Below are 22331 nucleotides of genomic sequence, written 5' to 3'. Positions count from 1 at the left end.
GATAAAACGTGTCGTGAGAGCCACCTGTAGGAAGTTGGTCATTTGTGGAGAGAATTGTCAGAGACTCTTTCAGCAGATGCACAGGTTGAAGGATTTTTAGACAGTTGACAACGTGTTGCAAAGGATTTTTTTAAAACGCTATAAAGAGAACGGCTAGGATCTTCCTCGACAAGATTTCTAGCTGTTTTTTGTTGGAAACAGTCAGAAAAAGAAACCTACTAATGATACTGAAATTGAAGGAACTTTGACGGAACAAGGGGAAGCGGCTATGATAGTTGAAAGGGTGTTAAAAAATAAAGGGGAAACTATGTGGGAACATAGGAAATGGGGGTAGCTATGGAAACAAAGAGTAGGCGCACGAAGGGAAAGAAGTACGAGACCTTTGACGCGATCTGTCAGGAGATGCAGGAAAAGAACTACCATAAACAAGACAAGACGTTTTCAGCTAAGGAAGGGAGCACATTGATGATGCTGCTTCCGGTGCCGTTCATTGTGCTTGTTGTGGTTGGTTATTTTTGGCGCTGGGGAGCGGAGGCATCACCGTTATGGGAAATCAACTTTTCCTTATTCATTCTATGCTTTTTCATTTCGATACCTGTTCATGAGCTGATTCATGGATTGGCTTGGGCAAATTACGCGAAAAAGAAAATGAAAAGCATTACTTTTGGGTTTAACGTCAAGGAATTAATGCCCTATTGCCATTGCAAAGAGGCGTTAGAAATGAAAGCGTATAAGATCGGTGTCTTGGCACCGGTGGTCGTGCTTGGAGGCGGGACATTTTTACTTTCGCTGATTTTTCCAAACACGGAACTGATCCTGCTTTCTGCCTTCAATATCTTCATGGCGGCGGGGGATCTGATGATCTTCTGGCTGGCACGCAAGATCCATGAAGGGGTCGTGATCGATCACCCCGAACTACCAGGATTTGTGGTATTCACAAAGTAAACTAAAAAGACAGGATTCCTTTTTTCGAGGAATCCTGTCTTTTATCTTTTCAAATACATTCCTAAACTTTCTGGTGCAGTCTCAACGAAGCCAAACTGTTTATAGAGGTCATCTGCTGGGCGATCCGCGATCAGATTGATATACGCCTGCGGATCGATCTCATTATGGATATGCGTCATCAACAGCTTCATGATCTCCTTTGCCAGTCCCTGTCCCTGTTCTTTCGGAAGCACGGCGATATCGACGATTTGATAGGTCGTCCCGCCGTCACCGATGATTCGCCCCATTCCCACCAGTTTTTGGTCAGCGCTTCTGCGAATGATGACGGAGTAGATGCTGTTGCTCAACCCGATCTTACTCGCTTCTTTTCCTCTGGCAGACAGGCCGCAAGTTTGACGCAGCGCCAAGTATTCTTCGACTTCTGGAACATCGATTCGGATGGTATAGTTCTCCATTTTAACCCCTCCTTAAGACAATATATAGGCTCATTCTACGCTAGTTTTGCCTAGAAACAAAAAATAAACTATGCAAAATAAAAATATTTTTTGAGTTTAAACGTGAAAATTAAATTTGTTTTTTTTACAGCCCAGTCACAGCACGGCATTCCGCTTGTGAAAACGTGATTTGGCAAATTTGCGGATTGACAAGAGCAAATTATCGGTATTATAGTCATGGCGTGATCACCACTCCGTTAAAAAAGAAAGGGAATTGTACTATGCCAGAAAACCAACTTACACCACAGCAATTATTTTCATTATCCAGAAAAACATTGGAAAAGCGCACCGCCGATTTTTATCAAGAAAGTCGTGATGAGAAAGCAACGATCAAACTATTGATAGCGCTTCAAGTCCGTGACGAATTGGGAGAATCCGATTTTGCCTTCTTTCTGAAGGATTTGGTCCGCCATCTTTTTATGAGAACCAAAACGACACGTGCTTTGCGCCGTTACGCGGTCTATTTCAAAGACTATTTCGAAAAAGAGGAATGGCGGTTATTATCACTACGGCTGCTGGCGATCAAGACGGTTCTTACTGAGAAGCTCCAAGGCTTGTATACCCAAGTTGTCAAAGAACCATTAGCAGGATTCGCCGGCTCTTGAGGCCAGACTATAAAAAGGAAAAGGAGGAAGGTACATGATAAGATTAGCAGCGACATTTGAGAACAGCGAAGGAAAACACCATCGTTTAAGTGTGAAGGACCCAGATACGAACAAATCAGCCGATGAGATCAAAGCCTCTTTGGAAAAATTTGCGGCGCTGGATCTATTCGAGAAAGACGGCGTCGGCTTGTTTAAAAAAGTGGTCGGGGCCAAATTTGTTGAACGAATCGTTACACCGATTTTTGATAGAACGCATGAAGAAACAGAGGAATTGACGGAGACTGCTCTAGATCAAAGAATAGCTCCGGTGAAACGGTCAATTCAGGATATTCGTGACCCGAAGGAATTGATCTTAGAACAACGAATGGTCAAGCCAGGGATTTTGCAGCAGCTCTTCGCGTTTCCAGCGGGAATTGCTCCTGCAGAAGTTTCGGAAGCAGAAGCCATGTCCTTAGTATTAAGGATGCTGCCGCAGGGAGGCGAGCTAGAGGATATCAGCGTCGTTGAAGGGACAGATCCGTTGAGGTTCCGACTGCTCATCAAGCTGAAAGAGGAAGGAAAACCGCTGGGGAAGGAAAGTCCGCCAGATAGGCTACGAAAAAGCCGACACTTGGACCGAGAGAAAAAATAAACAGAAGCAAATCATGAGATTTCCTTCTGTATGGGCGATCAGGAGTCTTTTTTGTAGCTGCTCAAGCGGCCATTGTCGTCCCAAGCGCCGTATCGTTTATTTGCTTTGGTGCTGGTCAGCAATTTCTCCAGCCGCCGTTCAAACAGTTCGTTGTCTGCGGCGTAGCGCTGTATATTGTCGATCTTGATTCGTTGATAGAGTTCTGGGAAGCGTGCAAAATGCTGCTGAATCTCTGAATCTGCTTCAAGGGCCCGAAGTATCCGCGGATCAATCACGAAACGTTCCGGAGAAAGATCAGGCAAGCGCATTTCACCGAGTTCGGTCATTTGATCTAAATAAATCAAACGACGGGCACGTTCCTTGTTCAGCTCCGTCCATTGACTCTTTTTGGATCTAGGCGACAGCCGTTGTGCGACTTCCGTTTCAGAAAGCTTTTTCTTTGTGCTGTCGATCCAGCCGAAACAAATAGCTTCTTCTACGACATCTAAGTAGGTCAGGTTTGCCTGCGCTCGATCGATCACGACCCAACATTCTTTTTCAGAAGCAGCATGGTCTGCTAACCAATCTCTCAGGTCCTGTCGACGCTGAGGTTTATATAAATGATTCATTTCCAAGGATTTCACCTAATTTCTGTCAGCTTTTAATTCAGAGAGCGAATCCGCTCGCCAGCCGCGGGAATTTGCTGATGGACGCTCTCCCAGGAGGTACCGTTGAATTTTTCATAACGCTCGAATACCAAGGGCAGACCATTTGCAGTCTTGATGCTCTCAGAATCCATCAACTGGAAATGCAGATGCGGCTCCGTGGAATTTCCTGAATGCCCGATGTTGCCGAGAAGCGCACCCTGCTGAATCGTCTGTCCTTCCTTAACCGCGATCGAATCCTTTTCCAGATGGCAAAAGGCCGCATAAATCCCTGCGGTTTGTTTGAGGACGACATAATTTCCTGCGATTCGTTCAAAGCTGTCACGCGCTGGATTGAAGAAGAGAGAATGACGAATCGCCGTGGTTTGATCATGGAGCCACGAGGCTTTTTCACCATCCAGAGTATTATTCTTCACGGTGACGACTTCGCCGGCAAACGGCGCATAGACCGGCTGACCAAAACAATAATACTGATCCAGCGGAATACCGCCAAAAAGATAGTTCGCTGAATTTGCAGTATGCGAAGCCTCTTTCTGATCCTTTTGAATGAAATCAAACGCATAACGCAAGCCAAATCGATCTGTCCCGTGACTCGGAACACGATCCGCCGGGCTTGTTTCCGTAAACCATTCTCCCCGTAGAGGAAATTCAATAGTGACTGCTTTCTCCATCACGGAACCTTCTTTCTGTGGCGGCTTATTTTTGCTTGCAAGTGACGAGGGGACTATCCAGAAAATTAGGACACAACCAGGTAAAATAAGGATTCTTTTCATCAGGCATCCCTCAATTATTCCTCATAAAAAACGCTTCGAAGATCTTCCAGATACTGAGTCAGTTTATCGGTGATCGCTTGATAATCGAGCTGATCGTAATCAGTCTTCTTTATTTCCTCCACTATCTCATTTGTAAACCCAATATTTCCCCAAAGTATCAACTGCTTACAACGGACAACATCAAGTCCGGTCCGAAAGCTCGTTTCATCGATAGCATCAAATACATCCTCTGCACAATAGGAGGGCTGTTGTTTGGCCTTGTGTGCTACTTTTTGATTGATCACTGCTGACTTCGTTTCGACTTGTAAATTGGTAAAATCAAAAATCCACGGATGCTTTTTCATCAAGTCGATCTGCAACGTATAAGATTGCAGCAGGCGCTTAAAGATATCCGTTTCCTGCCAATCCAGTTTATCCCAATAGTCATCAGTCATTGTCTTTTGGCAATAATCCAGCAAGAGTAGAAACAATTCCTCTTTGCTTTTTACATAGTGAAACATCAACGCCTTCGAAATTCCAGCAGCCTTAGCAATTCGATTGGTCGAAGCCTCGTCATAGCCTCGCTGTGAAAATTCCCTCAACGCCGCATTCAAAATACGTTGAATCTTTGGTTCATCCGTATTGAGTTCAGTCAAAGTGATCACTCCTTTACCTGTTAGGTCAATTAGAGTGTAACAAGATTTACTTGATAGGTCAAACTGGTTGGCGGACAATGCGCTATTGATTTCTAAAGGGTCGATGTTTCTTTTAACACCATACAAAATAAAAAGCCTCTAAATTTTTCTAGAGACTTTTTCGTAGAAGTATTTGGTTAACACCGTGTCACGTCCTATTTATTCTTCACTCATCCGCTAATCCGACCAGTGTCCAGGGGACGGGTTCCTAGTGATCGCAGCTACGACAATTCCTTCTATTGCCAATTCTGGAAAGACGTTTCAATCCGATGATTCCTTAATCGAATCGGCAACTTGGATCAATCCGTTTCATCTTCTGATTGCTTTCTATCAATCGAGGCAAGCTAAAGACTCTTCTTAATTTCTTCAATCCACTTTTCAATCGCCTCAGCTAAAAGATATTGCTGCTGCATAACGGCTTTCCCGGCGTCATGGATATCAGCAGAATCGTTACTATCAGCGATGTCATCTTTCAACCGCTGCTTCATCTTTTTAACATTGGCTTCGATGATACTGATGCAGGCTTTTTGATCTGCTGAAGACAAACTGTCCAGATTAAGGATGACGGCATTGAAGTCTAGAAAAATAGTCATGGGTCGGGCAGCGATTCCAAGCATTAATTTCTCAAATTCAGTCTTGCCTTTTTTAGTCAGTGAATAGACGGCCTTCTCCGGCATTTTTCCATTCTTCTTCAAGGTACTTTTGACGTACCCTTGCTTTTCCAATTGCAGCATCTTTTTATAGATTGTCGGGGTGCTGACTTTTACCCATTGAGAAATATTCCGATAGTCAATAAGTTTTTGGATATCATAGGCACTCAAAGAGTCTTTTTTTAGAATACCCAAAACAATCAGATCAATCGTCCGCATCACAAAACCCTCTTTCTATGCTGTTTGTTTATAGTATATGTACAAGTATTATCGAGTAGACTACTATAAGTTATAGTATTTTGTTTTGTTGGGTAAGTCAAGCATCTTTGATAGTCTTGGATGCTCTTTTTAGTTGAAAGGGTGTGAGAATGGCGGCAATAAAAATGGAACCCCTCAGCAAGTGTAGAGAGGTTCCTTTTAAGTAGCCAGCTATTTCCCATCTAATTTTTTCTTTAAGCGTCTGTTTCTGCTGTACATGAAGATGACGACAGCGATCAGTATGAGGATCACGGCGATGCCGACCCAGATCCAGGGAGGGGTCGTTTTTTCTTCGATCGAGACATCGCTGTCGTTGTAGTGTTTCGCCTCTTCACGATTAATCGTAAATGTCGGGCTGGCGCGCCATTTCTGATCACCAGCAGTGACAGTCGTTTTGACCGTGTAGGTACCAGGTGTGAATTCTGTATTGTCCATTAAAATTAAGAATGGGAAGCGGCTGCTTGGTGCGATCGAAAGCTGTTCCTTCTTCGCTTTTGTGATCGCTGTGCCATCTTTTTCTACTTCATAATCGATGGCGACATTTTTGACGTAGGTTGCTTTTTCATTGTCGATCGTGACCATCACGGCGTTGCGGTTATTTGCTTGAGTTGCTTCCGCTTTGGTGATGTTCAACTCTGGTTTTACTTCGCTGGTCTTATTTTGTAGCAAGACAGCGATCTCTCGTGAAAACACATTTTTGATATTCCCGTCGACTTTTTTATCAGAAAGCTGTTCTAAATACAGTCCGCCGGCTAAGACACCGTCGAATTCTTGTTTTGGCATGTGGACATCTAAATAAATATCTTTGGATTGATTTCCAGCTAAATCAATCTCTTGGTCGCTAAGCTTGACGTGGTCGGTGATAGAGGGACCAAAAGCACTCTCATCTTTATTCATCCCCGAGTATTCAACGACCCCCAAACTGTTAGTGACCGCACGATTGAAGGCAGCCTTGAGCTTGATGGGCTCCGCCGTTCGATTGGCCAGCGTGACCGTCAAGCGTTCTTCTTCATTTGGCTGGTATTGTAAATCATAATAAAGCTGATTTTTGTCTAGTTGCTGCTCCGAAGGGTGGATCACCGCATCGAAGCTGTCCAATGACTCTCCATGAGCGACAATTGGTAAAAATGAAAAGGCCAGGATGAGGAACACGCCCCGTATAGCTCTGTGTAATTGCTTCTTCAGCATTTTCTCTCTCCTTTACTTCAATTGTATTCTCCGCGTAATGGAAGAGTCTCTCTCAATAATCTTTCCCCTTTTTTTAAATCAAAGAACGAGGTCTCGTATCTGACAGCTGATCGCCACTTTCTCAGTAAGTGCAGCTGCAAACGGGACATCCTTCTGTTTTTTAGCTTGGTGTAGCTGAGAATGTCCAGACTACAGTTGTTTGGTATTGTGCTGCGGTTTTAGCAGTATTCGCTGGCACACCGAGTGTAAACTTCGTGATCGGCAGCGCCGTTTCACCAGCGCCTTGATTAGTTTGAGCGGTGATGACAGAACCTGTCTGTCCTACGAGGAGGTTATAGGTGCTGTCATTAGCGATCCCTTCTCCTGTTGGCAACGAATTTACGTTATTGGTCAGCTCTCCGACGGTAAAGGAAAGAGAAGCCCCGGTGAGTTCTTTTTCACCAGCCTTGAAGGCTTCTGGCTGTGCGACTTTTATCGCCCATCCTGAACTGGATGCCTCTCCACGATTGTCGCTGACGGCGACTTTCCCTGTCGTTATAGGTGACGTTTGGACACCATCTGAGGTGGCTGTCCACGTTTCTGCTGTTTTGGTCTGAATCGGATGTGAACCAAAGTTGAGGCTCGTTGGCAATGAAGCACTTGGATCGTCCGGATCTTGCGGGTCAAAGTTGATATTGCCGGATGTGTAATCCACCGTTCCTGTCGTATCTACTGCATGTGCGCCAGTGGAGAATGCGAATAAGCCGCCGACAAAAAGACCGGCGATGACGAATGCCGCTTGTTTTTTCATTTCATTTTCCTCCTATTTTTAACGAGTCGCCATCCCAAAAAAGCAATGACGAGTATCAATAGTCCAATGATACTTAAAAAAATATTCCGTTGATCATTTGTCTGTAGAAAACGTGTTATTCCAGAACGTGTAACGTTGTTTTTTTGACTGGGTGCGGTCGGCCTGTCTGTCTGGTTCCCATGACTCGTCGTAGAATGGTGGGAATCAGCAGTGGTACTAGACGATGGTTCTGATGTTGAATTAGCCGAACTATTGCTGATTGCGGTACTGCTCTCGTAATAGTATTGGACCTTCCCGTTGGTGACAGTTGCTTCGGCTTCGGTCTGTCGAGAAAGAACAACGAAGAGTGACAAGAAGGCGATGATGACGAGTATCCGTTTCTTCAATTTGCTCCTCCTTTCTCAGTCCAAATGAAAAAATGACCCCTCATTTTCTGCGCAGAAAAGAGTATGAACCTTATGAAGCGATTATAGCGCCTACATCAAAAAAAAGACCACTATAGTACTCACACAATCTTCACAATTAAGCAAAATATTTTTCTTATTTTTAATTTTTTTGTTTTAATAAATGGAGAGAGAGTCGAAAAGAAAGGGTTTACACAACAAAAACAGCTATGGGTATGTGAAAATAGCGTAGTTTTTGAAGCGTAAATATCGTAAAACCGATTATTTTCTTGAAAAAGAAAATTTTGACAGATATAACAGATGTAATAAAAAAGGGGGAATCAACATGAGGCAGAAATGTGCGCGTTTCTTCTATCAACTGTGCCTCGTAGGAAGCGCCATTTTTCTATTTTTGGCGAGTTCAAATCTGATAGTCAGCGCAGTGTCCGTCGATTTATTTGCAACGACACAGGTGAAGAACTCTAGTGGAACGACCGCCGCCGCACCGTATCTGAATGTCAGTCAAAAACCCGTCACTTTTACGATCGACGGGACAACGACTGGCGTAGGACTGATCAAAACGGGTAAAAAGTATGCACTCATCTCTGTGCCATCGCCGTTGTCAGGAAAAGTGACGCCCAATGGGTCTTCAATGGTCACCACGACTGTAACGATTCCGTTGGCGGATTTGCCGGTGGGCAGTCTTTTGGGGTTGTTGTCGACACTGGTTTCTACTATTAATGGCTTATTGTTTTTGAACCCGTCCTTACAGGCACCCTTGAACAGCCTGAACCAAGCGATCAATAACCTAAAAAATGAAAACTATGGAAACCAAAATCTGCCGATCACGACGGAGCAATTATCTGCCACTTTGCTTGGTGTCAATATCAGTCAAGGGCTGCTGCCGATACTAACAGGTACGTTGTCGAATCGGTTGGTCGACTTGAAGAACGTGCTCAATACGCTGCCGCTGGGACTGATAGGGGCGATCCTCACCTCCGTGTTATCCAGCGTTGACGGCTTGATCACTGCATTAGCCAATCCGAACTCAACCACCAGCACCAATCTTGTTTCCGCATCGATCCTAGGCTCAACAACGGTTTCGATCCCAACTTTTGTAACAAGTCCGACAGGGATGACACAAGATTACGCGGCTATCGTTCGCGGAGGGATCGTACAAACAGATGATCTGACGATTCAATTGCTGAGCAATTTTGGCGGGAGCACGAACCTTTATTTTAGTGCAGGCTCAGTAGTCATGAAGAGTGAAGGACTTCCAACCAACTTGAACTTCGGCAGTCACCCCATCCAAACAAAAGTAGATGAAACGTGGAATGCCCACGTTGACGGCAGCAACGCCAATCCGCTTCAAACTGGAAAGATTCGAATAGAGGATACTCGGACCATCGCCAAATCTTGGCAATTAAAAGTCTCACAAGCCACGAACTGGTCGAGCGGACAAAAGAATCTAGCGAATGCGCGTATGAATATGATGGTGGGGGCATGGAACACCAATTTCCAGAATTACACAGGCGTCTCTAATCAAACGGTCCAGCTCGCACCGGGAAATCAGATCACGCTCATGACACTTGGCAGTACGACCGCCCCGGGCTATGTAGAACTGCCGTTGAACCAGTTCCAATTGTTTGTAGCAAAAAATACACCAAAGCAAACGGGAAGTTATCAAACGACACTCAGATGGACCATATCTGCCACCCCTTAAAAAATCCGACACAAGCGCCTAGATTTCTAGGTGCTTTTTTTGTGGGTAAATCATCCCAAATAAGGAGAATTTTTCTAGACTATGTGAAAAATAATTACATTTGTTTTTCGCTATGCTATCATAAATACAAGGATATTCTTACAAAATAATCGATAAAGTTTGTGAATTGTCTTTTTGAAACAAAAAATCGTCCAAAGTATCAAAAAAGAGTATACGCAAGTTTCTCTCGAAAAATAATTCATTTTATCCGATTTTAAGGAGTATTTTGGGTGAAAATCAGTAGAATCGGACTTGAAAAGGCAGCGTTCTAAAATGATACTTAACATAGAACACGAATAGATACAGGGGAGGTTTGTCTATGGAAGCATTAACGAAAGCAATCGCAACATTCAAGGGGGGCGTGAAGGTCCCGCATAATAAACATACAGCTGAATTTGAAAGCGTTTTTATGGTGCCGCCGAAACTCGTTACTTTGCCGATGCAGCAGCACATCGGAGGCCGCTGTACCCCGCTGGTAAAAAAGGGCGATAGCGTCACTGTGGGGCAGAAGATCGCGGATTCTGAGGCCTTTGTCTCCGCACCGATCCATGCATCCGTTTCAGGAAAAGTGAAAGGGATCAAGCCCGTTCTGATGGCAAACGGACAGATGTGCGATGCGATCCATATTGCCAGCGATGGCTTGCCGGTAGTCTTTCCAGACCCTCAGCCAGTCGCGATCGATTCAAAGGAAGCGTTATTGAAGGCTGCGCGAGAGAGCGGAGTCGTCGGGATCGGCGGGGCAGGATTTCCCTTACACGTCAAATTGGCTGTGAAAGACGACACGCCTATTGACACATTGGTCATCAATGGCGCGGAATGCGAACCCTTCATTACCTCCGATTATCGTGAAAGCCTCGAGTATCCGGAGCGGATCATCGCAGGGATGCAGATGGTCATGAAGCATTTGAAGATCACCCGCGGAGTCGTCGGCATTGAAAGCAACAAACCAAAGGGCTTAAAAAGGCTGCGGGATCATTTGAATGAACTGGCGGACCGAGACCCGGCGATCACCGTGATGGAGATCCCGTCACTGTACCCTCAAGGAGCTGAAAAAATGCTCGTTTACGCGACGACAGGACGGAAAATCCCGCCTGGGAAATTGCCTTCAGAGGTCGGGTGCCTGATCCTGAATATCTCGACCATTTCCTTATTGCAGCGATACGTCGAGACCGGCATGCCCTTGACCCATAAGCGAATCACGGTGGATGGAAATGTTCCAGAGCCTAAAAATATCGTTGTTCCTGTGGGGACACCCATGGGCGAGGTGATCGCCTGCTGCGGAGGGCTGATCGATGAGCCCAGCAAAGTGATTTTAGGCGGTCCCATGATGGGGGTAGCTCAGTTTTCAGTAGAACTGCCCATCACCAAGCAAACCAATGCCATCACCATTTTGTCTCAAGCGGAACGTTTACCAGAGGAATCTCCCTGTATACGCTGCGGACGCTGTGTAGAAGCGTGTCCGATGTCTTTATTACCTGTGCAAATCGAACGCTGCACACGAAACAAGGATGTCTCCGGCTTGAAAAAGCTGAAGGTCTCGGCTTGTATGGAATGTGGCTGCTGCGCATTTGTTTGTCCTGCTGGGCGACGGCTCGTACAGACGATGAAGCAGGGGAAACAGTTGGAAAGGGAGGCTGCTAAATGACTAAATTACCAGTTTCTATCTCACCCCATCTTCACTGCGGGCGCAATACCCGTTCGATCATGCTGGATGTGATCATTGCATTGCTCCCAGCGGTCATTGCGGCAACGGTTATTTTTGGATTTCGTGCGCTTCTCTTGGTCGTCGTAACGGTGAGCGCTTGTGTCACCAGTGAATACCTCACACGAAAAATTTTAAAAAAACCAGATACCCTCTCCAATTTGACTGCTGTTGTGACAGGCATCTTGTTAGCATTGAATCTCCCAGTGACATTGCCGTTCTGGATGGCTGTTCTAGGTGGTGTGATCGCGATCGTGATCGTGAAGGAATTTTTCGGCGGCGTTGGACAGAATTTTGTCAATCCGGCGATCACTGCCCGGATCGTTTTGATGATGTCTTTTGCCCCTCAAATGAGTACGTGGCAGCCGCCATTAAACTACTATATGTTCCGACCAGACGTGATCTCGTCAGCCACCTACTTTTCAGCCGCTCAAACAGGGCAAGAGCTGCCATCACTACTTGATATGTTTTTAGGCATTCGCTCAGGAAGTCTGGGGGAAACCTGCGCAGCCGCTTTACTGCTAGGCGGCGGGTATTTAGTCGTTCGGAAAGTGATCTCACCGCTTATTCCACTTTGCTTTATTGGGACTGTCGGTATTTTATCTACGTTATTAGGCGGTCAGCCCCTCTACCAATTGATGTCAGGCGGGTTGCTATTAGGCGCGATTTTCATGGCGACGGACTACACGACCTCGCCAATAACAAAAAAAGGAAAGGTCATTTTTGGGATCGGCTGTGGGATCGTTACGGTGCTGATCCGCTTTTACGCGGCATTGCCGGAAGGTGTTTCCTATGCCATTTTATTAATGAATATCTTGGTTCCCCACATTGAGAATTTGACGATTCCGAAGGTTTTTGGGGAGGAGGCAAAGGTGAAATGAAGCAATCAAAAGCCAAAGTCATTTTTAGTGACGCCTTGTGCTTGTTCATCATTTGTTTAGTGATCACGTTTGCAGTCGCTGGGACACGGGCAGTGTTCAAAGAGCGGATCGCCAAGCAAGAATGGGCGCAGACCCAACAGGTGATGAGCCAGTTGATTGATGCCGAGAGCTTTAAAGAAATCAGCGTACCAAAGGACAATCAGGGCTATAAAGCTTTGGATACAGCAGGAGCGACGGTCGGCTATCTTTTTGTGACAAAAGCGTATGGCTATGGCAGCGATGTGCGTGTCATGAGTGCTGTCAAAGAAGGGAAAGTCACGGCTGTCGACGTTCTGGATGCATCGAATGAAACACCCGGTCTGGGGCAAAACGTTACAAGAAAAGATTTTATTGATCAATTTGACGGCATGGATGACTCGCTTGAAGTAGTAAAGACGGACCCATTAAACAAAAACCAAGTCGAAGCGGTAACTGGAGCCACGAAATCCTCAAACGCCGTAGCTGCATCCGTCAAAGAAGCGCTTGCGTTGTTTGAGCAAGTAGCCCAGTCAGAGAAATAGGGGGAGAAGGAATGGAAAAAGAAAAGGCATCCGCCATTTTTAGCAAAGGATTGATCAGCGAAAATCCCGTTCTGCGGCTGACTTTAGGAACGTGTCCAACATTAGCGATCACCACCTCTGCCATCAACGGTCTGGGAATGGGAGTGGCAGCGACGGTCGTGCTTTTAGGCTCGAACGTCATGATCTCACTGTTGCGGAAGGTGATCCCTGATCGTGTCAGGATTCCAGCATTTATAACCATTATCGCAGGATTTGTCACCGTGGTTCAATTGATCGTAAAAGCATTGGCCCCTGCACTGGATGCGACATTGGGGATCTATCTGCCCTTGATCGTTGTGAACTGTATCATTCTAGGACGTGCAGAAGCCTATGCCAAAGACCACGCGGTTCTTCATTCCGCTTTAGATGGGTTGGGGATGGGCGTCGGCTTCACCATGACCCTTCTTTGTATGGGGGGAATACGTGAATTGCTGGGCAGTGGAACCATTTTAGGTTTTCCGATCACAGCAGGTGTCATACCGCCTATGACGATCATGCTGCTGCCGCCAGGCGGGTTCTTTGTTTTCGGCATGCTGGTCATGGCAGCCAATAAACTAAGCGACCGAAAAGCAAGAGAACTTGATTGTAACGCTTGTCCGATCGCGGAGGCGTGCACCGTCGTGTGTGAAGAAAAGGCGGGTGATGAGTGATGCAGGCGTTTGTGACGATTTTAGTTGCAGGCATTTTGACGGATAATTTTGTGTTGTCTCAATTTTTAGGCATTTGTCCATTTCTCGGCGTGTCCAAAAAGTTGGATACCGCCGTTGGTATGTCGCTGGCGGTGACCTTTGTCATGGTATTGGCGACACTAGTGACCTATCCGATTTACGATGCGTTACTCGTGCCCTTAGGATTGGATTATCTACAAACGATCGTCTTCATTTTGACGATCGCTGCACTGGTTCAGTTAGTGGAGGTCGTGATGAAGCGCTACATGACCCCGTTATACAATGCACTGGGCATCTATTTGCCGCTGATCACAACGAATTGTGCAGTGCTGGGAGTCACCATCTTGAATTTTTCAAAAAACTACACATTTATGCAATCCATGGTCAATTCCTTTGCGGCAGGCATCGGATTTTTGTTAGCAATGGTGATTTTCGCTGGCGTACGCGGCCGTCTCGAAGGCAATGATATTCCAGAAGCCTTGCGAGGACTGCCGATAACATTGGTGGCAGCCGCGATCGTCGCGTTGTCATTTCTAGGATTTGCCGGCTTGGCAGAAGGATTGTTCAAATAGGGGGTGGAAAAATGACAGAAATCATGATACCCATCGGCATTGTCAGCAGTATGGGGTTGATCGCAGGGGTCATTCTTTCGCTTGCGACGATCATCTTTCATAAACCAGCGGATGAGAAAGAAGAGGCTTTACGTGAAGCTTTGCCGGGGATCAATTGCGGCGCTTGCGGTTTTTCCGGCTGTGACGGCTATGCTAAGGCGATGGCTCAAGGCGAAGCCGGGGCGACTAACTGTACACCGGGAGGAACGGTGACTCGCCAGGCGCTGTCGGAGATTCTAGGTGTGGAGGTAGGGGATATAGAGAAAATCGCTGCCTTTGTACGCTGCAATGGGACTTGCGAATATACCAACAGTAAAATGGATTACACGGGTACGCCGACCTGTAGTGGAGCCAATCAGATTTTTGGCGGTCCGCAGGCGTGCCGCTTTGGTTGTATGGGGTTTGGGGATTGCGAAGCAGTGTGTGAATATGATGCTTTACATGTCGTGGATGGGGTCGCCAAGATCGACGCTGAAAAATGTGTCGGCTGTCTAAAATGTATTCAGGCCTGCCCTAAAAACCTTATCGCGATGCTGCCCGCGGAGAATACCGCGATCGTCGCCTGTTCCAATCAAGACAAAGGAGGCGGGGTGCGGAAAATCTGCGATGTGGGCTGCATCACCTGCAACCGCTGTGTGAAAGCCTGCCCGCAAAAGGCAATCAAGATGGAAAACAACGTGGCAGTGATTGATCCAGAGGCCTGTATCAATTGCGGCGACTGTATCGAGGTATGCCCTCAAACCTGCATTTTAAAAATGCCCAGCAAAGAAAAAGTACCAAGTTGAGAAAAAGCCAGAGAAACCTTCAATTTATTGCTGGAGATAAAATAAAAAAGAAACGGACAGGTGTTCAAATGAAGCTATTAATCACTAATAATTATGAAACATTAAGTCAAGTGACCGCGGACCTTGTGTTATTGAAATGGGCAGAAAATCGCCGGGTAAACCTCGCATTGACTGCGGGTTCTTCCCCGAAGCGTGCGTATGAGATTTTAGCAGAGCGTTTAACGCAAGTGACGTTTGATAAGAGCTTGGCCCATTTTTATAATTTTGACGAGGTTTCGTTAAAAGGGCAGGAAGACGGGTTAACGATGCAAGCTTTGAAAGAAGAACTTTTCCATCCGTTAGGGATCGAAGAAGAAAATATCGAAGTGCTCCATGCGGGCAATTATCAGGGGTACGATCATCAGATTGCTGAAGACGGCGGCTTGGATCTTGTTTTGATGGGGATCGGCGGCGACGGACATTTCTGTGGAAATCTTCCCCAATTCACAGCCTTCGATTACGGTGTTTATCGCGTACCGATTGATCCAGACGATGAATTGTACACGTTCATAGATGGCGCCACGCCATACGAGCCGGGGGAAGAAATGATAACCTTTGGACCACAGACGGTTTTAGCAGCCAAAGAGCTGGTGCTGATTGCCAATGGTGAAAAGAAGGCGGAGATCATTAAGCAGGCTTTGGAAGGACCAATCACCGAAGACGTGCCGGCTTCTGTTTTACGCCTGCACCCCAACTTGACCATCATTTTGGATGAAGAGGCCGCAAGTAAATTAAAATAAAAAAAAGAGCGAATCCGCTCTTTTTTTATGCATTTTCTTCTAATTCTTCCTCTTCAACTGTTTCAAAGTACTGAGAATGAACAAAGACGAGGACGATTCCGATAAAGACCATCGCACTAGCAAAGTAGAAGGTATAATTTCCGCCGAATTTCGCACCGATCAAACCAGCAACAAAAGGTGCCAGCGATCCACCGAAGAAGCGGACGAAACTATACGTGGAAGAAGCAATATTGCGTTTGATACCTGGGATCTCCATTGCGATCGTCGTCATCAAGGTATTGATGATTCCTTGGAAGAAACCAGCGACGATCAATGCTGCGGCTACTAATGAAGGGGTATCCGCATTGATTCCCATTAACAATAAACAAATGACAAAACCGATAAAACCGATCATCAAGGTGTAAAAAGTTCCGATCATTTTTTCAAAGCGCGTAGCTAAGAAAATCGAGGAGATCGCCAGCAAAATGCCCCAGCCAAAGAACGTCATGCCGACTTCCATCTCAGAAAAGTTAGGCATTAAAAACGGCGCATACGCCAATAACGTGAAGAACCCGAAGTTGTAAAGCAAGGCAATCAAGCCAACAGAACGCAGTTTGTGGTTTTTCAACGCCTTGACCCCAGCGAAAAAGGCTATTTTTTCTTTGTCGCCCTTGGGTTCTTTGAATAGAATCAGAATTGATAAGAAAGAGACCATCATCAACACAGACACGCCCGCAAAAGGCAAACGCCATGAAATGGACCCCAGCGAACCACCAACTAATGGCCCGATCGACATCCCTAAGCCCATCGCAGCTTCATACAGCATGATGGATTTTTCCGTTTGCCCCACTAAGACACTAACGATCGCAGAGAGGGCCGTTGAAATAAATAGCGCATTTCCTAATCCCCAGCCCGCCCGGAAGTAAATCAAGGCATCGATTGTGTTGGATAATCCCGCAAAAAGTGCAAATAAAATAATAATAAATAGTCCAAGCATCAAGGTCTTCTTTGTGCCGATCCGACTCGAAACAAAACCCGTAAAGAGCATGACGATCCCTGTTACCATCATATAGCTTGTAAACAATAGGGTAGTTTGTGCAGGGGTTGCTTGTAAAGATTTGGCGATCGAGTTCAAAATCGGATCGACCAAGCCGATCCCCATGAAGGCGATCATGCAGGCAAAAGCAACCACGTATGCAGCTCTGCCATTTTCCTTTTCTGTTACTAAATTCTCGTTGTTTTCATTTAAATTTTCCATTAAGTCACCACTTTCCATTCCATAGTGTAATCACAATTGCATTTTATGTCAATATTTACATAAATAAATTTACATATAAATTTTGACTAAAAAAAAGTAGATCTTCAAAAGATCTGCTTTTCCATCTATTTCGCAAAAAAGGCTTCGATTTTCTCCTCTGCCCAGTCACACCATGCAAGTTCTTCTTTACTTAATCGGATTTTCCGTTCTAAGATCAATTCTCGGCCAAAGTTTTTCCGTCGCTCTTCCTCATCTAACTCATCCAAGCTAGCCAAGACTTTAGAGTAATCATTCACTTGTTCATGATAATATTGTTTTCTTTCCATGATCAAAAATTTAGACGTGTCCCGATCCAAAGCTGAGATAGTAAAAACTTTTGCCAAAAATTCATCTTTTTGCGAAGGCGCGTGACTCTTGGTAAAGACCCACTCTTTGACTAATTCTTTTCCGGTAGGGGTAATATCGTAAATTTTCCGTTTCCCGTCTGGAATGTCGATGATCTCAATCAACTCTTGCTTACGCAGCTCCTTCAAAGTTGGATAAATTTGACTGTGGTGCGCTTCCCAAAAGAGATTTAAGAAGCGTTTCAATTCATACCCTGTCAGAGGCGAGCGAATCAGCATCGCCAAAACAACATAACTGATCGTATTCATTGTGTGGTCCCTTCTTTTAAGGATAAGTGCTGCAATTTTTCTTCGTATCTATTGTATCACTGATTGAAAAATATGACTAAAATAGATAGGCAATTTTCAGACTTTCGGCGGATGCACTCTCAGCCACTTTTTTATACACTTAAAACAGAGAGGAAGATCGTCATGAAAGTGTTATTTGTATTTGAGTACCACGAATATTCAAGCTTCTTCGTGTATGATTTGACGAGCGGCGTGAATAGTCTATTGCGTGTTTCACCAGAAATTCGTATTCAAAAGCTGACACTAGGTGAGTTATACACGCAGGTGCCCATCGAGAAATTCATGTCCTATTTTTCAATTGCTTTTTCTATAGAAGTAAAGAAATATTTGATTCTGAAAAAAGAAAACAGCCTATTAGGGGTGAAAGAAGCCGGTCTGGAAGAAGATGGCAGAATGCCTGTTACCATCTATAAAACATTCGTCGCACAAAAAAATGGGCAGCGTTTTACAAAAGGCGAGCATCGTTTGTCATTAGAAGAAATCGATGCCTACATCAGCTATCAAATTGATCAGGACGGACGCATAGACGTATTTGAACGACAAGAAGACATCATTCGCTTGATGAAACGAAAAACGGTTCGTCCGCGTTTGTCATCCATTACGACTAATTACGGAACAGTCAAGGAATACTCCGGCAGCAACCTTAATCTGAAGGACATGCTGAAGCTGGGGACAGGCTATTTAGCAAAAGGCAGTGCTCGGATGAACAAGATCAACGTACCAGAAGCAGGAAGTTTCTCCTTGCTTGGGACATTTCCTTATCAACTTGGGGCAATCGACTGGGAAAAGAACAGTATAAAACTGCGTTCAGACCTGGCTCGCTAAAAAGTTATTCACAGGGAGGTCAGAAAAAGGGGTTTTGCGGCGCTGTTTAGCCGCTTACAATGCCATAAACGTTGTTAAATCAACACTTTTTCGAGTTTCACAACTGAGAAACTTTTTGGAAAAACCGTTTTATTGCTATTGACATTCGTTAGAAGTATTTGGCTATAAAAGGAAAAAGAATGTAAGAAAGACGAAAAAAATGGAGGGATCATTATGATTTGGACATTAATTGTTGGCGCAGTCATTGGCGCGATCGGCGGCAGCCTTTCTGGACGTGGGAAACAGATGGGGTGCTTATTCAATATTATTGCAGGGTTGGCAGGATCATACATCGGTCAAGCAATCTTTGGTCATTGGGGACCGCATTTAGCAGGGATGGCCTTAGTCCCATCGATACTAGGCGCAGTTGTAGTAGTAGCGGTCGTCTCGTTCTTTACAGGACGTCGGTGACGAAGGCTAGAAGTCGATTTTTCGGCTTCTTTTTTTGGTCCTTTTTTGGAAACGTTCATCTTTTGAGCGGTCGTCCTTGTTAGATTTCTCTTTCTAATCGTGTTCGTTCTGTTTTTTGGCACTCTTTGTTATAATAGAAAATGGGTGATTAGAATGATAAAACGAATTGAGAAATTACGTGCATTGATGAAAAATGACGGAATCGATGCCTATTTAGTAACAAGTCCAGCCAATCTTCGCTATCTGACGAATTTTACTGGAACGGCTGGTTTGGTTTTTATTACATTAAAGGAAGCCTTTTTCATTACGGATTTTCGTTACACAGAGCAAGCAAGTGAACAAGTTCAAGGAATGACGATCCTTCAGCATCAAGGCGATATCGTAGGTGAAGTTATCAAGCTGATGGAACGTGAAGGAATCCGTGTTCTTGGTTTTGAGGATGCATTTGTGACCTACGCGGAATATTCTGTTTTTGAAGAGGTGATTGATGCGGAACTGGCGCCTGCCAGCGGTCTGATCGAACGACTCCGAGAGCAAAAAGATGAGGGAGAAATCGCAATCATCGAAAAGGCCTGCGCGATTGCGGACGAAGGCTTTGATCATGTTTTGAAAATGATCCGTCCGGGAATGACCGAGATTGAGTTGGCCAATCAATTGGACTTTTTCATGCGATCACTCGGCGCCAGCGGAACTTCTTTTGAAACGATCGTGGCTAGCGGCTTACGATCCGCTTTGCCCCATGGAGTGGCCAGCGAGAAAGTAATCGAACAAGGGGACATGATCACTCTTGATTTTGGCTGTGTCTATCAGGGGTACGTTTCAGATATTACTCGGACCTTTGCGATCGGTGATCCAGGCCAATCTCTGAAAGATATATATCAAATCGTCTTAAATGCGCAACTGAAGGTCATTGAAGCGGCCCAGCCTGGCGTCACTGGTGCTCAGTTAGATGCTGTAGCCAGAACGTTCATTAGCGAAGCTGGATATGGTGACGCATTTGGACATTCTACAGGTCATGGCATCGGCATGGAAATCCATGAGGGGCCAACTGTTAGTCGCTCAAATGAAGAAGCTTTGGCTGTCGGGAATGTTATTACGGATGAACCAGGCATTTACATACCTGGGCTTGGTGGAGTGCGTATCGAAGACGACCTAGTGATCGTAGCTGATGGAAGTCGCCTATTGACACACTCACCAAAAGAACTTATCATTCTATAACATTTTTACTAAATAAATTAGAGCGGGATCACCATAGGGGAGTCCTTTTCTTCTTTAAACAAGACGTTTTATTAAAAAGAATCAGTGGTCATAGAGTAGTGGTAGCGTTAGTAAACAAGAAATGATAAACTAGAACCAAATCTGTAAAGATGGGGTACTATGCAAGGAATCAATTTCTTTGACAGCTTAATAAAACAGAGATTGATTGCTTTTCATTGAATTAGGAGGAAGTATCATGATTTCAGTAAACGATTTTAAAACTGGCTTGACTATCGAGGTGGACGGCGGCATTTGGCGTGTAGTCGATTTCCAACATGTAAAGCCGGGTAAAGGTGCGGCCTTCGTTCGTTCAAAATTAAAAAATCTTCGCACGGGAGCTGTTCAAGAAAAAACATTCCGCGCGGGTGAAAAAGTAGCGAAAGCACAAATCGATAATAAAAAAATGCAGTATCTCTATGATGATGGAGACAACTACGTATACATGGATATGCAGAGCTACGAACAAATTGAAATGCCTAAGCAGCAAGTGGCAGAAGAGATGCTTTATGTATTAGAGAACACAGAACTAACAGTCATTATGTATGGCAATGAAGTTTTAGGTGTTGATTTACCAAATACAGTAGTATTGCAAGTTGCAGAAACAGAACCAAATATCAAAGGAGACACTTCTTCCGGTGGATCAAAACCAGCTATCATGGAAACCGGTCTGACTGTCAACGTTCCGTTTTTCGTAAACCAAGGGGACAAATTGATCGTCAACACGCAAGACGGCAGTTACGTTTCTCGTGCATAGAAAGCAGTTCTGTTCAATAGAAAATAGATAGTGATACGTATCAAACTTATTTTTCTGAAAGGAAAAATAATTACATTCACAGGAGTAAGGATGTCAGTTCTACTTTTCGCAGAATAAACAAAAGAAAAGTAAATAGGTATCCAAAGAAATTTAAAGAATCGATAAGTATAGTAGAATGATATACGGCACGACAAACAGATTTATTTTTCTGAAAAGAAAAATAAGTACATTCGCAGGAGTAAGGATGTCAGTTCTACTTTTCGCAGAATAAATAAAAGAAAAGTAAAGAGATATCCAAAGAAATTAAAGAATTGATAAGTATAGTAGAATGATATACGGCACGACAAACAGAATTATTTTTCTGAAAGGAAAAATAATTACATTCGCAGGAGTAAGGAGAGAGTAAGATGGCAGATGAAAAGAATTTAGTTTTAGGCGCGAGCCCTGAGCTTGGCGAAATTATTATTGCACCAGAAGTAATCGAAGTAATTATTGGGATCGCGGCTTCAAAAGTCGACGGTGTCTACGGTATGCGCGGCTCTTTAGCAAGCAATGTGAATGAATTGCTTGGAAAAGCGGCTCACGGAAAAGGTGTCTACCTTAAAAATGATGAAGATGGATTGAAAGTTGATATCTATTCTTACTTTGATTACGGGACTTCCGTTCCGAAAGTAGCTATGGCAATGCAAGAACGTGTGAAACAACAAGTCTTGTTTATGACAGATGTGGCATTGAGTGAAGTGAACATCCATGTCGTCGGAGTTGTCGCTGAAAAACTTGAACAACCAACGTTAGAAGAATTATTCAATGATGAAGAGGAAAATAATGAGTAAAGAATTGTCACGTCATGAAATTCGGGAGAAGGCCTTACAAGCGTTATTCCCATTGGATTTCAATCAAGAATTAACAAAAAAAGATGCCATTGATCATGCTTTGAGTATTGACCAACAAGAATTTGTCAGTGAAGACGAAGAAGAATTCGTGCCGGTCTATCTAGATGAACTAGTTGGCGGAGTTGTTGAACACCAAGCAGAGCTAGATACCATTATCCAAAAGCACCTGCGTTCCAATTGGTCGATTCAACGAATTGCGAAGATGGATTTGATCATTCTGCGAATCGGGATCTACGAGATGTTGTACAACACTCAAGTGCCCAATCGTGTCGTCTTAAACGAAGCGATCGAGTTAGCCAAAACTTTCAGTGATGATCAATCTAGAAAGTTCGTTAATGGAATCTTATCTAATGTAATGAAAGAGATCGATGAAGCTGGGGCAAATAGCTAATTTAGCTATT

The 22331-nt window shown here is 44.5% G+C and carries 27 protein-coding genes; 17 read left to right on the top strand and 10 right to left on the bottom strand.

Annotated features, from left to right (window positions below; genetic code table 11):
• Window positions 1–336 precede the first annotated feature (336 nt).
• A complete protein-coding gene (locus tag IGI66_RS10085) occupies window positions 337–945 on the top strand; it encodes a DUF3267 domain-containing protein (RefSeq protein WP_010780182.1) in 609 nt (202 codons plus the stop codon).
• A gap of 41 nt (window positions 946–986) precedes the next feature.
• On the opposite strand, the gene IGI66_RS10080 is transcribed toward IGI66_RS10085, so the two are convergent.
• Entirely contained in the window at window positions 987–1400 is a 414-nt protein-coding gene (locus IGI66_RS10080) for a GNAT family N-acetyltransferase (protein ID WP_010780183.1), read from the bottom strand.
• A gap of 260 nt (window positions 1401–1660) precedes the next feature.
• Here IGI66_RS10080 and IGI66_RS10075 point away from each other — a divergent pair, with 260 nt between their 5' ends.
• Complete coding sequence (locus tag IGI66_RS10075) at window positions 1661–2044, top strand: hypothetical protein (protein WP_438848811.1); 384 nt, start codon at window positions 1661–1663, stop codon at window positions 2042–2044.
• A 34-nt stretch (window positions 2045–2078) separates the two neighbouring features.
• Window positions 2079–2675, top strand: coding sequence for a DUF2922 domain-containing protein (locus IGI66_RS10070; protein ID WP_435933923.1), 597 nt, complete (start codon window positions 2079–2081; stop codon window positions 2673–2675).
• 38 nt (window positions 2676–2713) lie between these two features.
• On the opposite strand, the gene IGI66_RS10065 is transcribed toward IGI66_RS10070, so the two are convergent.
• From IGI66_RS10065 to IGI66_RS10035, 7 genes are all read right to left on the bottom strand, one after another.
• The gene (locus IGI66_RS10065) at window positions 2714–3283 is read right to left on the bottom strand and encodes a YdeI/OmpD-associated family protein (RefSeq protein ID WP_205242102.1); all 570 of its coding nucleotides are present in this window, start codon (window positions 3281–3283) and stop codon (window positions 2714–2716) included.
• Between the two features lie 32 nt (window positions 3284–3315).
• Window positions 3316–4092, bottom strand: a complete 777-nt coding sequence (locus IGI66_RS10060) for a M23 family metallopeptidase (protein ID WP_438848809.1) — start codon at window positions 4090–4092, stop codon at window positions 3316–3318.
• A 14-nt stretch (window positions 4093–4106) separates the two neighbouring features.
• Entirely contained in the window at window positions 4107–4736 is a 630-nt protein-coding gene (locus IGI66_RS10055) for a TetR/AcrR family transcriptional regulator (protein WP_438849288.1), read from the bottom strand.
• A gap of 374 nt (window positions 4737–5110) precedes the next feature.
• A complete protein-coding gene (locus IGI66_RS10050; protein WP_438848807.1) occupies window positions 5111–5635 on the bottom strand; it encodes a PadR family transcriptional regulator in 525 nt (174 codons plus the stop codon).
• 210 nt (window positions 5636–5845) lie between these two features.
• Window positions 5846–6862 (bottom strand): DUF916 and DUF3324 domain-containing protein, encoded by a 1017-nt coding sequence (locus tag IGI66_RS10045; protein ID WP_438848805.1) that lies wholly within the window; start codon window positions 6860–6862, stop codon window positions 5846–5848.
• A gap of 160 nt (window positions 6863–7022) precedes the next feature.
• Entirely contained in the window at window positions 7023–7652 is a 630-nt protein-coding gene (locus tag IGI66_RS10040; RefSeq protein WP_010780191.1) for a WxL domain-containing protein, read from the bottom strand.
• Complete coding sequence (locus IGI66_RS10035; protein ID WP_288225808.1) at window positions 7649–8038, bottom strand: LPXTG cell wall anchor domain-containing protein; 390 nt, start codon at window positions 8036–8038, stop codon at window positions 7649–7651. Before IGI66_RS10035 ends, IGI66_RS10040 begins: the two co-directional genes overlap by 4 nt.
• A 343-nt stretch (window positions 8039–8381) precedes the next feature.
• Between IGI66_RS10035 and IGI66_RS10030 the strand changes: the two genes are divergently transcribed.
• The 8 genes from IGI66_RS10030 (at window position 8382) to IGI66_RS09995 (ending at window position 15822) form a co-directional block, all read left to right on the top strand.
• Complete coding sequence (locus IGI66_RS10030) at window positions 8382–9758, top strand: adhesive domain-containing protein (protein ID WP_438848803.1); 1377 nt, start codon at window positions 8382–8384, stop codon at window positions 9756–9758.
• Window positions 9759–10116: 358 nt separating this feature from the next.
• Window positions 10117–11442, top strand: a complete 1326-nt coding sequence (gene rsxC / locus IGI66_RS10025; protein WP_438848801.1) for an electron transport complex subunit RsxC — start codon at window positions 10117–10119, stop codon at window positions 11440–11442.
• The gene (locus IGI66_RS10020) at window positions 11439–12380 is read left to right on the top strand and encodes an RnfABCDGE type electron transport complex subunit D (protein ID WP_316406648.1); all 942 of its coding nucleotides are present in this window, start codon (window positions 11439–11441) and stop codon (window positions 12378–12380) included. The genes rsxC and IGI66_RS10020 overlap by 4 nt, the downstream gene beginning before the upstream one ends.
• Entirely contained in the window at window positions 12377–12940 is a 564-nt protein-coding gene (locus IGI66_RS10015; RefSeq protein WP_438848798.1) for an FMN-binding protein, read from the top strand. Before IGI66_RS10020 ends, IGI66_RS10015 begins: the two co-directional genes overlap by 4 nt.
• An 11-nt stretch (window positions 12941–12951) precedes the next feature.
• Window positions 12952–13629, top strand: a complete 678-nt coding sequence (locus IGI66_RS10010) for an electron transport complex subunit E (protein WP_316406647.1) — start codon at window positions 12952–12954, stop codon at window positions 13627–13629.
• Complete coding sequence (locus IGI66_RS10005) at window positions 13629–14219, top strand: electron transport complex protein RnfA (protein ID WP_010780198.1); 591 nt, start codon at window positions 13629–13631, stop codon at window positions 14217–14219. The genes IGI66_RS10010 and IGI66_RS10005 overlap by 1 nt, the downstream gene beginning before the upstream one ends.
• Window positions 14220–14230: 11 nt before the next feature.
• Window positions 14231–15043: an RnfABCDGE type electron transport complex subunit B gene (locus tag IGI66_RS10000; protein ID WP_438848796.1), complete on the top strand. Its 813-nt coding sequence runs from the start codon at window positions 14231–14233 to the stop codon at window positions 15041–15043.
• Window positions 15044–15111: 68 nt separating this feature from the next.
• A complete protein-coding gene (locus IGI66_RS09995) occupies window positions 15112–15822 on the top strand; it encodes a glucosamine-6-phosphate deaminase (protein ID WP_438848794.1) in 711 nt (236 codons plus the stop codon).
• A gap of 25 nt (window positions 15823–15847) precedes the next feature.
• Here IGI66_RS09995 and IGI66_RS09990 read toward each other — a convergent pair whose 3' ends face one another.
• Window positions 15848–17077 (bottom strand): MFS transporter, encoded by a 1230-nt coding sequence (locus IGI66_RS09990; protein ID WP_086303482.1) that lies wholly within the window; start codon window positions 17075–17077, stop codon window positions 15848–15850.
• 107 nt (window positions 17078–17184) lie between these two features.
• The gene (locus IGI66_RS09985; RefSeq protein WP_438848792.1) at window positions 17185–17712 is read right to left on the bottom strand and encodes a PadR family transcriptional regulator; all 528 of its coding nucleotides are present in this window, start codon (window positions 17710–17712) and stop codon (window positions 17185–17187) included.
• A 162-nt stretch (window positions 17713–17874) separates the two neighbouring features.
• Between IGI66_RS09985 and IGI66_RS09980 the strand changes: the two genes are divergently transcribed.
• From IGI66_RS09980 to nusB, 6 genes are all read left to right on the top strand, one after another.
• A complete protein-coding gene (locus tag IGI66_RS09980; RefSeq protein ID WP_438848790.1) occupies window positions 17875–18576 on the top strand; it encodes a hypothetical protein in 702 nt (233 codons plus the stop codon).
• A gap of 213 nt (window positions 18577–18789) precedes the next feature.
• Entirely contained in the window at window positions 18790–19026 is a 237-nt protein-coding gene (locus IGI66_RS09975) for a GlsB/YeaQ/YmgE family stress response membrane protein (RefSeq protein ID WP_035019402.1), read from the top strand.
• A 153-nt stretch (window positions 19027–19179) separates the two neighbouring features.
• Window positions 19180–20244 carry a M24 family metallopeptidase gene (locus IGI66_RS09970; RefSeq protein ID WP_438848788.1) on the top strand — a complete coding sequence of 355 codons (1065 nt, stop codon included), beginning with the start codon at window positions 19180–19182 and terminating at the stop codon, window positions 20242–20244.
• Between the two features lie 235 nt (window positions 20245–20479).
• Window positions 20480–21037 (top strand): elongation factor P, encoded by a 558-nt coding sequence (gene efp, locus IGI66_RS09965; RefSeq protein ID WP_010780206.1) that lies wholly within the window; start codon window positions 20480–20482, stop codon window positions 21035–21037.
• Window positions 21038–21444: 407 nt separating this feature from the next.
• Window positions 21445–21870 (top strand): Asp23/Gls24 family envelope stress response protein, encoded by a 426-nt coding sequence (locus IGI66_RS09960; protein ID WP_010780207.1) that lies wholly within the window; start codon window positions 21445–21447, stop codon window positions 21868–21870.
• Complete coding sequence (nusB, locus tag IGI66_RS09955; protein WP_010780208.1) at window positions 21863–22321, top strand: transcription antitermination factor NusB; 459 nt, start codon at window positions 21863–21865, stop codon at window positions 22319–22321. The genes IGI66_RS09960 and nusB overlap by 8 nt, the downstream gene beginning before the upstream one ends.
• Window positions 22322–22331 lie beyond the last annotated feature (10 nt).

Origin of the sequence: Enterococcus sp. AZ048, assembly GCF_051715125.1 — a bacterium.
Classification (GTDB): domain Bacteria; phylum Bacillota; class Bacilli; order Lactobacillales; family Enterococcaceae; genus Enterococcus_A; species Enterococcus_A gilvus.
The sequence above is the reverse complement of the archived record's forward strand: the minus strand, read 5'-3'. Positions and strand labels throughout refer to the sequence as shown.

Bases quoted from the DNA above. Each gene is read 5' to 3' on its own strand.
- IGI66_RS10085 (WP_010780182.1), top strand. From the start codon at position 337: ATGGAAACAAAGAGTAGGCGCACGAAGGGAAAGAAGTACGAGACCTTT.
- IGI66_RS10080 (WP_010780183.1), bottom strand. From the start codon at position 1,400: ATGGAGAACTATACCATCCGAATCGATGTTCCAGAAGTCGAAGAATAC.
- IGI66_RS10075 (WP_438848811.1), top strand. From the start codon at position 1,661: ATGCCAGAAAACCAACTTACACCACAGCAATTATTTTCATTATCCAGA.
- IGI66_RS10070 (WP_435933923.1), top strand. From the start codon at position 2,079: ATGATAAGATTAGCAGCGACATTTGAGAACAGCGAAGGAAAACACCAT.
- IGI66_RS10065 (WP_205242102.1), bottom strand. From the start codon at position 3,283: ATGAATCATTTATATAAACCTCAGCGTCGACAGGACCTGAGAGATTGG.
- IGI66_RS10060 (WP_438848809.1), bottom strand. From the start codon at position 4,092: ATGAAAAGAATCCTTATTTTACCTGGTTGTGTCCTAATTTTCTGGATA.
- IGI66_RS10050 (WP_438848807.1), bottom strand. From the start codon at position 5,635: ATGCGGACGATTGATCTGATTGTTTTGGGTATTCTAAAAAAAGACTCT.
- IGI66_RS10045 (WP_438848805.1), bottom strand. From the start codon at position 6,862: ATGCTGAAGAAGCAATTACACAGAGCTATACGGGGCGTGTTCCTCATC.
- IGI66_RS10040 (WP_010780191.1), bottom strand. From the start codon at position 7,652: ATGAAAAAACAAGCGGCATTCGTCATCGCCGGTCTTTTTGTCGGCGGC.
- IGI66_RS10030 (WP_438848803.1), top strand. From the start codon at position 8,382: ATGAGGCAGAAATGTGCGCGTTTCTTCTATCAACTGTGCCTCGTAGGA.
- rsxC (WP_438848801.1), top strand. From the start codon at position 10,117: ATGGAAGCATTAACGAAAGCAATCGCAACATTCAAGGGGGGCGTGAAG.
- IGI66_RS10020 (WP_316406648.1), top strand. From the start codon at position 11,439: ATGACTAAATTACCAGTTTCTATCTCACCCCATCTTCACTGCGGGCGC.
- IGI66_RS10015 (WP_438848798.1), top strand. From the start codon at position 12,377: ATGAAGCAATCAAAAGCCAAAGTCATTTTTAGTGACGCCTTGTGCTTG.
- IGI66_RS10010 (WP_316406647.1), top strand. From the start codon at position 12,952: ATGGAAAAAGAAAAGGCATCCGCCATTTTTAGCAAAGGATTGATCAGC.
- IGI66_RS10005 (WP_010780198.1), top strand. From the start codon at position 13,629: ATGCAGGCGTTTGTGACGATTTTAGTTGCAGGCATTTTGACGGATAAT.
- IGI66_RS10000 (WP_438848796.1), top strand. From the start codon at position 14,231: ATGACAGAAATCATGATACCCATCGGCATTGTCAGCAGTATGGGGTTG.
- IGI66_RS09995 (WP_438848794.1), top strand. From the start codon at position 15,112: ATGAAGCTATTAATCACTAATAATTATGAAACATTAAGTCAAGTGACC.
- IGI66_RS09990 (WP_086303482.1), bottom strand. From the start codon at position 17,077: ATGGAAAGTGGTGACTTAATGGAAAATTTAAATGAAAACAACGAGAAT.
- IGI66_RS09985 (WP_438848792.1), bottom strand. From the start codon at position 17,712: ATGAATACGATCAGTTATGTTGTTTTGGCGATGCTGATTCGCTCGCCT.
- IGI66_RS09980 (WP_438848790.1), top strand. From the start codon at position 17,875: ATGAAAGTGTTATTTGTATTTGAGTACCACGAATATTCAAGCTTCTTC.
- IGI66_RS09975 (WP_035019402.1), top strand. From the start codon at position 18,790: ATGATTTGGACATTAATTGTTGGCGCAGTCATTGGCGCGATCGGCGGC.
- IGI66_RS09970 (WP_438848788.1), top strand. From the start codon at position 19,180: ATGATAAAACGAATTGAGAAATTACGTGCATTGATGAAAAATGACGGA.
- efp (WP_010780206.1), top strand. From the start codon at position 20,480: ATGATTTCAGTAAACGATTTTAAAACTGGCTTGACTATCGAGGTGGAC.
- IGI66_RS09960 (WP_010780207.1), top strand. From the start codon at position 21,445: ATGGCAGATGAAAAGAATTTAGTTTTAGGCGCGAGCCCTGAGCTTGGC.
- nusB (WP_010780208.1), top strand. From the start codon at position 21,863: ATGAGTAAAGAATTGTCACGTCATGAAATTCGGGAGAAGGCCTTACAA.